At 43.7% G+C, this 13,261-nt stretch carries 13 protein-coding genes and 1 other annotated feature; of the genes, 9 read left to right on the top strand and 4 right to left on the bottom strand.

Annotated features, from left to right (window positions below):
• Positions 1 to 33: 33 nt before the first annotated feature.
• Complete coding sequence (locus tag ACWATR_RS13195; protein WP_460332837.1) at positions 34 to 1,548, bottom strand: AAA-like domain-containing protein; 1,515 nt, start codon at positions 1,546 to 1,548, stop codon at positions 34 to 36.
• 636 nt (positions 1,549 to 2,184) lie between these two features.
• Here ACWATR_RS13195 and ACWATR_RS13190 point away from each other — a divergent pair.
• The 9 genes from ACWATR_RS13190 (at position 2,185) to ACWATR_RS13150 (ending at position 10,597) form a co-directional block, all read left to right on the top strand.
• Positions 2,185 to 2,562 carry a hypothetical protein gene (locus ACWATR_RS13190; protein WP_460332834.1) on the top strand — a complete coding sequence of 126 codons (378 nt, stop codon included), beginning with the start codon at positions 2,185 to 2,187 and terminating at the stop codon, positions 2,560 to 2,562.
• Positions 2,563 to 2,620: 58 nt separating this feature from the next.
• Entirely contained in the window at positions 2,621 to 3,184 is a 564-nt protein-coding gene (locus ACWATR_RS13185) for a hypothetical protein (protein WP_460332831.1), read from the top strand.
• A 15-nt stretch (positions 3,185 to 3,199) separates the two neighbouring features.
• On the top strand, positions 3,200 to 3,979 hold the full coding sequence (locus ACWATR_RS13180; protein WP_460332828.1) for a hypothetical protein: 780 nt from the start codon (positions 3,200 to 3,202) through the stop codon (positions 3,977 to 3,979).
• A gap of 266 nt (positions 3,980 to 4,245) precedes the next feature.
• The gene (locus ACWATR_RS13175) at positions 4,246 to 4,527 is read left to right on the top strand and encodes a hypothetical protein (protein WP_460332826.1); all 282 of its coding nucleotides are present in this window, start codon (positions 4,246 to 4,248) and stop codon (positions 4,525 to 4,527) included.
• Between the two features lie 539 nt (positions 4,528 to 5,066).
• Positions 5,067 to 5,540, top strand: a complete 474-nt coding sequence (locus tag ACWATR_RS13170; RefSeq protein ID WP_460332823.1) for a hypothetical protein — start codon at positions 5,067 to 5,069, stop codon at positions 5,538 to 5,540.
• Positions 5,537 to 6,703: a PrsW family intramembrane metalloprotease gene (locus ACWATR_RS13165; RefSeq protein ID WP_460332821.1), complete on the top strand. Its 1,167-nt coding sequence runs from the start codon at positions 5,537 to 5,539 to the stop codon at positions 6,701 to 6,703. Before ACWATR_RS13170 ends, ACWATR_RS13165 begins: the two co-directional genes overlap by 4 nt.
• A 334-nt stretch (positions 6,704 to 7,037) precedes the next feature.
• The gene (locus tag ACWATR_RS13160; RefSeq protein ID WP_460332819.1) at positions 7,038 to 8,843 is read left to right on the top strand and encodes a mechanosensitive ion channel family protein; all 1,806 of its coding nucleotides are present in this window, start codon (positions 7,038 to 7,040) and stop codon (positions 8,841 to 8,843) included.
• Positions 8,844 to 9,283: 440 nt separating this feature from the next.
• Positions 9,284 to 9,700 (top strand): hypothetical protein, encoded by a 417-nt coding sequence (locus ACWATR_RS13155; RefSeq protein ID WP_460332817.1) that lies wholly within the window; start codon positions 9,284 to 9,286, stop codon positions 9,698 to 9,700.
• 159 nt (positions 9,701 to 9,859) lie between these two features.
• A complete protein-coding gene (locus ACWATR_RS13150) occupies positions 9,860 to 10,597 on the top strand; it encodes an SDR family oxidoreductase (protein ID WP_460332815.1) in 738 nt (245 codons plus the stop codon).
• A 428-nt stretch (positions 10,598 to 11,025) separates the two neighbouring features.
• Here ACWATR_RS13150 and rplL read toward each other — a convergent pair whose 3' ends face one another.
• The 3 genes from rplL to rplA all read right to left on the bottom strand — a co-directional run bounded on the left by rplL (position 11,026) and on the right by rplA (position 13,154).
• Positions 11,026 to 11,418 (bottom strand): 50S ribosomal protein L7/L12, encoded by a 393-nt coding sequence (gene rplL, locus ACWATR_RS13145; protein WP_460332814.1) that lies wholly within the window; start codon positions 11,416 to 11,418, stop codon positions 11,026 to 11,028.
• 95 nt (positions 11,419 to 11,513) lie between these two features.
• Positions 11,514 to 12,128 carry a 50S ribosomal protein L10 gene (gene rplJ, locus ACWATR_RS13140; RefSeq protein WP_460332812.1) on the bottom strand — a complete coding sequence of 205 codons (615 nt, stop codon included), beginning with the start codon at positions 12,126 to 12,128 and terminating at the stop codon, positions 11,514 to 11,516.
• 67 nt (positions 12,129 to 12,195) lie between these two features.
• Positions 12,196 to 12,363: a sequence feature (ribosomal protein L10 leader region), on the bottom strand.
• A 77-nt stretch (positions 12,364 to 12,440) separates the two neighbouring features.
• Positions 12,441 to 13,154, bottom strand: coding sequence for a 50S ribosomal protein L1 (gene rplA, locus ACWATR_RS13135; protein ID WP_460332810.1), 714 nt, complete (start codon positions 13,152 to 13,154; stop codon positions 12,441 to 12,443).
• Positions 13,155 to 13,261 lie beyond the last annotated feature (107 nt).

The raw sequence follows: 13,261 nt of genomic DNA, 5'->3' as shown, positions 1-13,261 counted from the left end.
ATAGCAAATCATAATTTGCTGAACTTTGTCTAATTAGAACTCAAAATATTTTTTTAAGAAGTCTCGATATAATTGACAACTAATCAACCATTTTTGTTGCTGCAATTTAATTAACCCCATATCTTCTAATTTGTAGGCACTTAATATATCTAGATCGATATTCTCATTTTTTGTGAAAAATCTTTTCATACTCTCTAATAATTGGGCATTTTTTTGTAATTTATTTAATAAATTTTGTAAGTATTGACGATAAATTCCTAATTCTGTGCTTGCTGTTAGCAAAATCTCTTCTAAGGTTAATTTATGATAGCGCAGATGATAAAGAGTAATATTGATCAATGCTGGATGTCCCCCGATTAATTCCATTAGCTGCTGCACTTGCTCATTTTGTTTCCAATCTATTCCATATCGATTTGCTAACTCAATTATATGTTCACAAGTAAATTCCAATAATTTCAATGGTAGCCCAATATTAAATGGAGATTGATTAATATCAAGAGAAAAATCAATTTCTGTTGAATAAACAATTACCAACCGTAACTTTGGCCATACTTCATCCTGTTGCGCTTCTTCTTGCCACGAGCGTAACAGAGGTAGAAAATCATTGGCTAGTTCGGGATATTGAAAAATATGCTGAACTTCGTCTAATACTAATAATAAAGGTTTTTCTAAAGGTGCAAGCAAACATTCTTTTAGATAAAGAGTGCAGCTGAGTTTACTACCTATTTCTTCGTCCCAATGTTTATCGATATTAAATTCTATGCCTAGTTGACGAGCTATACTTGCAGCTAACCATTGCATAAATAATTGAGGTTTTTGCAAAACATCAATATCAACTTGAGCGATATTGAGTTTTGCTGTTTTATAGTCTAATGTTTTGGCATGAGCCAAAATCCGCAACATCAAAGATGTTTTACCCATGCCTCGACAACCTTGAATGCGAATGACACATCCCGGTTGCGTGATTTCTTGATATGCTAGTTCTTCTAATGGAGGACGAGGAATATAGAATTTAGAATCTAAAGATAAAGGAGCGCAGGGATATTTTATATATTCACTAATCTTTGCTTGAATGTTGCGATCGCTCTGTTTTTTGAGTGTAATTTCACTCTTAATTTTCTCTTCACTGAGAAATACGGAAACAATTTGAGATGGTGCAGTATTTGGTATGATTGTTTGTTGTTCCACAGAATTAGCTGAATTTTCAGATAATTCTCTTATCACCTGTCGCTGTTCTTGGGAATATTCCTGGTAAAAATCAATGTCATTTGCATCATAAATAGTGTAGTCATCTTCATGCAACGTTAAATCAAAAGCACTAAAGCAGATTCGCATGGTGCGCGGATCTATCCTCGAATTCAAAGACCACAAACGGCTTAAACTAGAGGTGGAAATCCCAATGCGATCGCCTAATTCTACTTGTGTAAAACGTTTACCTCCTCTTTTTTGTCTCTCTTCTTCCAAAATTGCAGTTTGCAATCTCTTCATCCCGACAGTAGTTAGAACTACTCCTCTTTTTCGCAGTGATTTATTTTTGTCTTCTTTCATTTCTAAATGAAAATTTTAACTTGTTTTTATATTAATTTTGCTTAAAAGCAGTTCCAGCCTTAAGTGACGTATATGATGTTGTAATCGATGTAATCTAGATATTACCAGATATATGCAACAGCTTAACTGATGTAAGTAAAGTTTTTGAACTGGGAAAAAATCTATTTATTTTTTAGCAGTGACAAAATAAAACATGATTAAAAAATAATAAAAAAAGTTTTAAATATCTATGTAGATAAATAGAAATCTTGTATATAAAAATACAAAAATTTCTAAGCAAATGAAGGATTTTATTGCCCAATCCTGAGATTACCAAAGCTACAGCCTATATAAGAATGTTTTCAGGTAATTTCCCTGCAAGTAGGTTAACTGATTTATCTGCACTTGAGGTAAATAAGAAAACATGGGAAATTTGAAGCTGTCTAAAATATTGGCGTTGCTCAATCAGAACTATGAAATTCTAAAATTACTTTTTTTCCTTCATAACTTTGTGCCTTAGAAAGCGGGAACGCCTAAAGGCGAATGCTTGAGACAATCGCAACCTACAGTTATGTCAAACTTTAACTATGACGCTGACATCTGTGTTCTTGTCCTATCATTATTATTTCCATTTTTTAAATAACAGGATTGAGCGCCATGAAAAGCGTGGAGAAAAAAATCGTTGCTCTTTGTTTTATCGCTGCTGGGAGTCTTTTCTGGAGTATGTTAGGGCTGGCTAGTTCTGTCCAAGCTCAAACCTTTGAACCTGTTTCAATAATCATTTCCGAATCTTCTAAACCTGTCACCTACATGACAGTACTGGACAAAAATACAATCGTCATCCAAATTACGGAGGGCGAATTTAACTTCCACGGCTATCTGGAGAGGACATCTGGCAATACATTCATTGGCGAAAACGAGCAGGTGCGCGTAATCTATGACCGAGGTACTAAGCAGGTTGTGGTGATTAACAAAAAGACGGGGACTGAGTTTTACAACTACTACTTCTCTGATACCAATGAAGGGGCGCTTTAGGTTAAAGCAATCCAATTTGTAATGATTCCTAAAATATTGGCACTCTTGAGAAAACAACATGAAAATAAACCGTTTAATTCCGATTGTCGCGAGTTCCCTAATCATCACAATTGCCCTCAATGCCCAGGCTCAAAATGCTGGAGATCCTGTTCGCGGACTTCAAGATTTAGTGAATGTTCGCGGACGAGATGGAGAAGCCATACTCCAAAAGCGGGGCTATAGGTTTCGCTGGGCTGAAAAATCTGATGATTCTACTTATAGCTTTTGGACTCAAACTAAAACCGGTCGGTGCATTAGTGTGAGGACAGAACAAGGTCGCTACGTCTCTCTGGCTGATACCGGAACCACGGCAGATTGCGATCGCGGCGATAAAAAACGTCCTCAAAATACAGGCAATTCCTCTTCCCGACCCTTGTCAGACCTCATAGGAGCGAGGGCTGGTCAAGCAGAACGTGAAGTGCGGCAGCGGGGATATACCTATCGCCGTAACGAAAAAGTGTCAAATACTTCTGTTGCTTCGTTCTGGGTTGAAGGCAACTCTGGTAAGTGCGTAGAAATCCTTACCTCAAACGGCCGCTATCAAAACATCTTTTACGTTGATTGGCATCACTGCCATAGATAATCTAATCGCGTTGTTGTGTCTAAACCGATTGACACTGGCGAAATTCTCGATGGTAGAGTTTCCAAACAAATTCATCTAGAGTCAATGCAACTAATGAAAAACTTGCGAATATTACCCCCTACTATTGTGGGTTTATTAACTCTGACAGTTACTCATCCTGTTAACGCTCAACCAGCGATCGACACTTTAGACAACGGTAATTTGAGTGTGACTGGTATGACACCAGGAAGAGGCTGTACTGTCCTTTTTAACCCTCAAGGGGAGATCCTTCAAAGGGGTCGATCCTGTAATTCAACAGAAATCCGTAAAGCCGAGACAGCGATCGATAGCTACTTGCGCGAACAGCGCACATCTGACAATTACAATAGCAGCTCGTCGCGCCAAAATCTGACCTTGATCTGCTATGGTGAGGGTCGCAAACCGACTGTCACAAATAGCTATGGATATGAATGGAACGACCGCCGCAATCGCTACGAATCAAGTAATCGCATAGAGTCAACGACTACCAACTTCGATTCCGAAGTTCAGGTCGAAATCCGCGGTACAGAGGGAAAAATCCATCTCGGTGGAAGGCTCATTCCGCCGATCCATTCGGGCGGTGACAATGGATGGTGGACGCTCGACAACCTTCAGGTCTCCCCCGATAAAATTACGGGAAAATACAGACTAAACGGGCTAAATAAACCGCGTGTCAATATCGATCGGCGCAGCGGCAGGATCGCCATAGATGGGATTGAAAAGTTTCGGGGCGATTGCAACTCAGGCGATTGGGGCAGTAGCAGAACTCGTTTCTAGTTTGCTGTATTGTTGGGTTTCGTCAAGACAAAAACAAAACCCATGTCTTCGCAGTTGAAAACTAGTTTGCTGATTAATTAGAACAATAAACAATGAATTGTTTGCGACGGAGAAACTATCACATGGAAAACTCTGCCTTGACTCTTATTCGTAGTGTTTTAGCCGCCTCGGTTATCACCACATCGCTCACATTTAGCTTCACTGCACCGTCGTTAGCTCAGGCTCATACGACAGTACGGTTTTCCGCTGGCAACGATAACACTTTTATGCGGTCTTCGATCACGGGCAACCACTACCACGACTATGTTCTGAATGCGCGGGCAGGGCAGAGGATGTCGGTTTCGTTGATTACCAAAGGATCAGCATACTTCAACATTCTCTCACCAGGCAGCACTAATCAGGCAATTTATAACAGTTCAATATCGGGCAACGACGGAAGCGTTCGTTTGTCACAGAGTGGCAACTATACAGTTCGTGTGTATCTAAAGGGTGGCAGTAAGGACAGAAATCGAACGGTTCCTTTTGAACTTTCAGTCGGTATCTTGTGATGGTTGCTTTTCAATACTAGAGAAAAGCTTGAAAACTGTTAGAAGCGATACGTTTCTCGCATCGCTTTTAACAGTTTTCTCGATCGCTGGAAGTGCAACAGTCTAAACACCTCCAACAGTATATTATGTGCGGGATCTTAGGCAGAAATTTTCTGCCCAATATAAGGGAACTCCAAAAAATAAATTATCCAATTTTCGGAATCACAACGACTTTTCCTCCCCCTGCTCCCCTGCCCTAAAAGCGTACCCCATTGGGGAAGCAAGCTACGCGTAGCGTCCCGCAGGGATGGGATATTTTTTTATTTGGAAGTCCCTAATATAGTCCGGCGGCTACCAACGACCATCTTTTGAGACACGGCAAAACACAAATCACCCTCATCAGCTTCACGCCTGTTTAGCACCGCAAAAAGGAAAATTGTATGTCCCCCCTAAGACACGAAGCCGCTGTACCAGTTGAATATCGACTGCTGGGACTCGATCGCCGGCTCATTTGGCCGACGGTGAGCGTTTATCTTGTGGTGTTTTTATGGTCGGGAGTCATGCCAGCCATCAACGAGGCTGTTCATAACAAGGAGGTTTTAGCAGGGACAGCTTATAATGTCGGACCTGTAAGTTTTACGCCAACCCAAGGCTGGGTGATAACTCAGACCCCATCCCCTGTCGGGAGTTCATCAAACGCGGTGGTCTTCAAAGATGGTGTCACGTTTAGCGTCAAGAGCGGCCTCTGGAAGGGAACTGCCGAGGAACTGCTCAACCAGATCGTGAAAGACCAGAATGAATTTGTTGTCGAGGGTAAATTAGTTCCCGTTACAACACTGCAAAAGGTTGCCGGAGTAGCTAAGAGAATTAATGGTTCTGACTATACTGGTCTACTGCTCGCATACGTCGATGGCAAGGGTCAAGCAGTCGAAGTGATTGTGAAGGGCCCGGCCGCTACCTCCACACAACTACAGCAACCGATCGCTGACATGATTCAGAGCATCACATTTAAATCAAAGGAAGGCGATTCATGATTAGCACTTCAAAAAGTGAGGGCACAATCCGCAAGGCTGCCATCGATCGTTCAGGCTGGAGCTATCCCGTCCGATTTTTTCAGCCGCACAACCCGGCGTGCTACCTGTATTGGTTGCTCGTACTCAAAGGCACCTACGTCTTCTGCCAACTTTTGTTCGCCAGCGCCATCTATCCCACTGCTCTGTTTATTGCCCTCTCCGCTGAGGCACTATATTGCCTGCCTTGGATCTGGTTTCTCACCCACAAAGATTGCTATGAACGTGAGCCAGCCAAGCTCGCGCTGCTCGGCTTTCTCTGGGGCGGACTAGTAGCGCCCTGGGTTATGGCGCTCCCTGGCAATAATGCAATCCTATCGCTATTTGCGAAGCTGACCAGCCTCGACTTTTATAGCCATTGGAGTCCGGCTCTCACCGCACCCATCGTGGAAGAAAGCTCCAAATTCGTCGGGCTGGTCATGCTCGCTTTACTAGCACGCAACCATGTCCGCAACGCCTACGACGGGTTTCTGCTTGGTGCGTTTGTGGGTCTCGGCTTTCAGGTCTTTGAAAACGTGTCTTACATTGTGGTCGCCCCCGACGCAAGCTTCGGATCGCAGCAGGTTGCTAGTACGTTGCAGGTATTGGTAGGGCGCACATCCGTCGGTTTCTGGAGTCACTCGCTCTTCACGGCGGTTGCGGGTACGGGGTTTGGCTACTTCCTCGAAGCGAAAAATCGCTCGTTCGGCCATCGGCTCGCGGTTTTGGTAGGTTTCTTTCTTTTGGCTTGTCTGGCTCATAGCTGTTGGGATGCCATTATTGGGTTTATCGGCTTCGGGCCCATCGGCATCGTCATTGGAACGGTTGCAATTTTGCTTGCGTGGCGCTTCTCCGAGCAGCGTCAACGCAAGTTTGTCCGCGTCCTGCTGGCTGACGATGTTGCAAACGGAATCGTGACAGAAGCCGAACTGGCTGCGATTTCCAACCGACCGAAAGATCGGCGAGCTTACCTAAGAGAGATCAAGTCCTCATCCGGGCCTGACGCGGCAAAACGCGCTGGGTTTATACTCGATGCGGCAATCGATCTTGCAGCGGCAATTGCATCTACGGACAGTCTCAATAGTCCGGCAGCCAAAGCCGCGCGTGCGGAGATTGCGAGGGTGCGCGGTGCCGCACAGTCAGGTTGATTACAGTAGATTCCAGCCGAAATGCCGAGGCGATCGAGAGTACCTGATACAGTAGAGCATGACTCCAAGAGCAAGGCTTCAAGATCGAGTTGCTCAATCACTTTACCAAGAAGGGGGAAGGGGAAAAGGGGAAAGGGGAAAGGGCACAGAATTTAGAACTTTTCCTCACAAGGTATAAAGCCCCTGTTTTTAAATAGGTCGAACAAAAAAAGAAGATAATATCCGCCACCTAGTGCGAGAAGTAAGCCGCGTCTTTATTTGAAACCCCTGCTTTTAAGTCACTGGTTCCCTTTCCCCTTTCCCCTTTCCCCTTTCCCCTTTTTTACCAGAGATTATGTTCCTGTTTAATCGCTTCCTCCATTCAATAATTCGGTTTGTGCTAGTCAGCGTGATGACGATCGCAATAGTACTTGGTTGGAGTGCGATCGCCCACAGTCAACTGCCCTCATCACCCACCGCCGCTTCTAACGATCCGCACAAACCCCCTAAAGACGTTACCCGTCTCGGTGAATATGAAATTGCCGACGTGAATTCACCACTAGACAAAAACCTTTTGTTTAAGGTTGTCTCTCCCACTGTTTTTAATCGCGACCAACCGCCAGAGGGAAGTCTTCCTGTGGAAGTACGTGCTGAAGAAATTACGCAACGGCTGATGCGAGCGCTCGATAGAGCCAACAAAGCCAAAGAAACTCCCATAATTTCTGTTGCCACCCTGAATAATCGCCTAATTCTCCAGCTCAATGACGATCAAATGTCCCGTTCTTTAAGGCTGGTGACAGTGACAGAGCCAGATGGTGACTACTATGGGAAAACGCTTGAGGAATTGGCCCAGGAGTGGCAAAAAATATTACAAGCAGAAGTGGAACGCATCGAGCGACTCTTCTCACCTAAGGTATTGTCTCAACGGGTTGGGCAGGCACTACAAATCAGCATCGGCTTGGTGTTGGGCAGTGTTGTGTTATGGTTCCTGCGGCGAACTCTAATTCGCAAACAGACGGTATTGCAAGCTCGTTATCAAGAGCATATAGCTGAGGCAAAAGAGGCTGCGGTCAAACGCTCTCAGGCAGAAACATCGGCCAATATTCAGGCAATCGACACCAGCGAATCAGAGGCACACACCATCGCCCATCAGCGATCGCAATTTCTAGAAATCATTCAGCGACAGTTCACTCTCAAGCGCCAACTGGGGATCTATTCTTTTCTCACCTTGCTACTGTTTTGGGCGTTTATTCTCGGATGGTACATCGGGATTGTGGTCATCATGTCTCGCGTCCCTTACCTGATGAGATGGTGGAGTGAAGCTTTAGCCCGTCCCCTCGCGCTGCTGATTGTTTGGTTTTTTACTAGTATTGTCATTCGTATCAGCAAAAGCTTAATTGACTACATCACCGATGTCTGGACAACCCATCCCTCTCTCCCTTTGAGTGAAACTCAACGGATTACTCTGCGATCTGCAACAGTTTCTGGGGCACTAAAAGGATTAATCACCTTTGTTTTGATTACCTTCGGTATCTTGCGGACTCTAGACATTTTTAATGTACCCACTAATTCAATTTTGGCAGGGGGGGCTGTCATCGGTATTGCAATTTCCCTTGGTTCTCAAAGTTTGATGAAAGATTTGGTCAATGGCTGCTTAATTTTGATGGAGGATCAATTTGCTGTGGGAGATGTGATTGAGATCGGGAATAAAAGCGGACTGGTGGAAAATCTCAACCTACGCGTGACTCAACTACGCAATGGCGAAGGTAAGTTAATTACCATTCCTAATAGCAATATCACTGATGTCAACAACTTAACCCGCCTTTGGTCGCGGGTAGACTTTTCTATTGTGGTGGCCTATGAAAACGACCCGAAGCAGGTTTTAGAAATTCTCAGGCAAGTATCCCAGCAATTGTATAGCGAAGTGGAATGGCGCGATCGCCTGCCAGAATCGCCCGAAGTCCTGGGCATTGATGACCTCTCCCACACGGGTATGCTAGTGCGCGTTTGGATTAAAACGGTACCGATGGAACAATGGAATGTTGGGCGAGAGTTCCGTCTACGAGTGCGCCTAGCCTTTGAAGCAAACAATATCCAGATTGGCAGACCACAATGGATTACTTACAACACAGATTTGGCAAAGTCTCCTTTTCAAAATTAGCCTTTGGTAAGAAACTTGCAGTGAAAAAAATATCCCAAACTGATGTATATGATGTTTTGAATAAAGTAATTTATCTCTTAACTGATTTAAGTAATATTTTTGTAACTGTAACTAAGTTAATGAATATTTTTTGATAGAAAAAATAAAGTATACAACATATATTAAAGCTATATCAAGAAAAGTTTTAGGTCGATCTCCAAATTAAATATCAAAAGATTAATAGATGGTGCTTTGGGCTAATTTGCCTGTAAATAGATTAACTGATTTATCTGCACTTGAAGTCAAGAAGAAAACATGGGAAATTTAAATCTGTCTAAAAATTTTAGGGATTCTGTTCTCTATATTTGTTACAGGATGGGTAAGTTTAACGAGCAAATACGAAAACAAGAGACAAAGGCTAGGTGAAGTTTAATTTGTCAATATTTAGGTGAACAAAAATCATGAACCTTAAAACATTACTTATTACCACTGTTGTATCTTTAGCATCATTTGTTGGGACTTTTCCAGTGAAAGCAAATATTTCTCAGGAAGGAGTGCAAGGAATTAATGATATTTCTGTAACCTCAATTTCTTCTGTTGTAAATCACTTAAACCAGCCTTATCTCATCGCTAGACCTAATTGGGTGACACTAGCTGGAGGACGGTCAAAAAGAATTAACCTACGTACAAGACCAACTATCAACTCGGGTACTAAGGGCTACGGGTTAGGTGGCGATCGCGCCCAAAATTTACAATGCGTTCAAGATAAAGATAGACGTGGTAGTCAGCTTAACTGGTGTCGAGTGAAATTCCCAAAATCGGGAGCAATTGGTTGGATTCGTAGCGACAACATTATTTTCAGCGATGGTGGCGAATAAAATTGCAGTCGTACACCATAGACGCTGGACGATGGCTTTGAGTTGCAAGATGGGGTTGATCCAGCTACAAGCTAGTTGATATGGTTGACTAATGCTGAGTTCAGTTTAAACAGCACTCAATGTTTCATAACCCACACTCAACAACCCGCATTAATCAATATGTCTGAGATTCAAAACAAAGTGGTAATCATCACCGGAGCCAGCAGTGGTTTAGGTGAGGCGACTGCGAAGCGACTTGCAGCTAGTGGAGCCAAGCTGATGCTGGCCGCCCGCCGAGAAGATCGGCTCAAAGAATTGGTTGCAGCGATCGCTAAATCAGGAGGGACTGCAACCTACCGAGTGACGGATGTGATAGATCGCGCACAGGTAGAAACTTTGGCGAAGGAAACTTTGAGTACTTATGGCCGTATCGACGTGCTGATCAATAATGCTGGCTTGATGCCGCTTTCTCCCCTCGACCAAGTAAAAGTGGAAGAGTGGGATCGGATGATTGATGTCAACATCAAGGGCGTTCTCTATGGGATTGCTGCCGTGTTGCCGATTATGCGTCAGCAAAAGTCTGGTCATATCATTAACCTATCGTCTGTGGCTGGACATAAGGTGTTTCCGGGGGCAGCAGTCTATTGTGCTACCAAATACGCAGTACGAGCAATCTCTGAAGGACTGCGGCTAGAGTCAAACGGTGAAATCCGTTCGACCAATATCTCACCAGGAGCCGTTGACACTGAACTGACTACCACGATTACCGATCAAGACACAGCAGCGGGAATTAATCAACTTTATGCGATCGCCATTGATGCAGACGCTATTGCCCGTGCGATCGCATACGCCATTGAGCAGCCCAGTGATGTTGATGTAAATGAAATCATCATCCGTCCAACACGTCAAGAACTTTAGTTAACATCCTCACTCTAGCTTTAGCTTTTTTCTTGAATCTGTGGGTGACTTCATCCCATTCGCTGATGAGCGAGTGCAACAGTGAAAAAATTCTGCGAGAACTCTGTAGTTTTTAAACAACAGTGCCGAATTTTAGTTAGAAGTCCAACGCTTTGAGCATTTCCTCAATGAGTGAGAAATTAAATCAACCCAACTTAACCCTTGCTCTTTTAAAAATAGTATTTCATAGACAACAGAAGCACTCTCAATACTTGTCGGGTTTTGGGGAAAAGGGGAAAGGGAAAGGGGAAAGAAAAAACCTTTAACCTTTTCCCCAAACCCAATTCCGAGTTAAAAATGCACAAAGCGTGCAGTATTGGAAGCACTCTAGGATAAAAAAAGGAGCCTAACTTAGGCTCCTTAATAAAAAAGTGGTAAGAAAATTGTGACTACTTGATAGTCACCTTACCACCAGCTTCTTCGATGCGCTTCTTAGCATCTTCAGCAGCATCCTTAGCAACACCTTCTTTAACTGCCTTGGGTGCAGCTTCTACCATGTCTTTCGCTTCTTTCAGACCCAAACCGGTCAATTCGCGGACAATCTTCAGCACGGCAATTTTCTTATCAGCTGGGACTGATTCGAGAATCACTTCAAACTCAGTTTGCTCAACAGCTTCTTCAGCAGGAGCAGCACCACCAGCACCAGGCATCATCATCATGCCACCAACGGGTGCAGCAGCACTCACGCCAAAAGCTTCTTCAATTTGCTTAACTAATTCAGAAGCTTCCAGCAAAGAAAGGGTTTTTAGTTGTTCTAAAATTTGATCGGTTGCAGCAGACATTGATATAACTCCTGTAATTTTGAATTATTTATTTAGCCATTAGTCATTGGTCTTTAACTATAGACTTTTGACTTTTGACTGATGAACCACGAAGTCTATTCAGCAGCAGTTTCAGTGCTACTATCAGCTTCAGTCGAGGTTTCTGTGCTGCTATCTTGTACAGCAGCAGTTTCGGTGCTACCACCACTTTGCTCTTGGTCGGCCACAGCTTGCAAAGCACGAGCCAGTGAACCAGGAACTTCGTTGATACCCACAGCAATCTTGGTAGCCAAAGCGTTGATAGCCCCAGCAATTTGTGCAATGAGTTGTTCCTTAGATGGCAAGTCTCCCAGAGCTTTGACATCTGGTTCTTTCAGTAGGCGACCTTCCATAACACCGCCACGAAGTTCTGTCTTCTTGGTGGCTTTTTGGAAGTCTTGGTAAGCCTTAATTGCAGATGAAAAATCTTCTTTGACTAGCAAAAAGGCTGAAGAACCTTTGAGTAGTTCTGACAATGGCTGCCATTTTTCTTCACCTTCAATAGCAATGCCCATCAAAGTATTTTTAGTTACTTTGCAGACAGCACCACTCGGACGTAGCCGCCGCCGTAAATCGGTAATCTCAGCAACTGTTAATCCTTGATACTCTATTACCAGTGCCAGAGTTGACTCACTCAAAGTTTCTTTGAGGTCAGCTACTATCTCTTTTTTATTTTCTAGTGTTCTACCCATTCCAATCTCACCTCCTTAAAACAATCGGGGAAGTGCCCTACTTGTACGTTTTTTCTCAACCTGAAGCAAACAAAACAACAAACCCCAGCTAACATAGCCGGGGTTGAGAGTAAGACTCGTGATGCCATAGTTATCACACCTTTGTGGGTGTTAATTCTGACAATTAGAGTTTTAACCTCGGCAGGATATTTAAGCTATTAGCACCTGCTGTCTCCGGCTTTGTCTATTTAATTTTGTCATTTGTCATTTGTCCTTTGTCCTTTGTCCTTTGCCTTTACAAATGACTAACGACTAATGACTAATGACTAAATATTAACCAGCTTCGCTCAGTTTCAAATCTCGTAGGGCGCTGATATCAACTTTAATTGATGGCCCCATTGTGGCTGACACATAAAATGTGCGCCAATAACGACCTTTAGCTCCTGAAGGACGGTTACGGTCAATCGTCTCCTGCAATGCCTTCAGGTTAACTAACAAATCTTCAGGCGAGAAAGTTGTCTTACCAAACATAACATGGACAATACCAGTTCGATCAGCTCGGAATTCTAATTTACCAGCTTTGAATTCTGCGATCGCACCTGCTAAGTCAAATGTCACGGTTCCACCCTTGGGCGATGGCATCAAACCACGTGGCCCAAGCAACTTACCCAGCTTTGCCACCTGTGGCATCACATCGGGTGTGGCAATCAGTTTGTCAAAATCCATTCTACCCTTCTGGATTTCGTCAATCAGTTCTTCTGACCCCACTAAATCAGCACCAGCGTTGCTGGCTTCGTTTACCTTTTCGCCTCTGGCTATCACCGCCACTCGGACGATTTGTCCTGTACCTTTGGGCAGTGCTACCGTTGTCCGCAACTGTTGGTCTGTATACTTGGGGTCAATTCCCAGCCGGATATGAGCTTCAGCAGCTTCGGTAAATTTAGCTGTTGCTGTGTCTTTTAGAAGGGCTAAAGCCTCTAAAGGATGATAGTCTTTGTCTTCTACTTTTGCTTGCAATCCCTGCAAACGACGCGATATTTTTGGCATTTTGTTCTCCTGGGGTAATTCCGAAGCTTTGCCTCTCCCCCGATAATTTTTAGTTATTTGTCCTTTGTTCTTTGTCCTTTGTCCTTCGTCAGTTACCAGTGACTAAT

Source organism: Nostoc sp. UIC 10890, from assembly GCF_054786515.1.
Note: the sequence above shows the minus strand (reverse complement) of the source record. Positions and strands in the feature narration are given on the sequence as shown.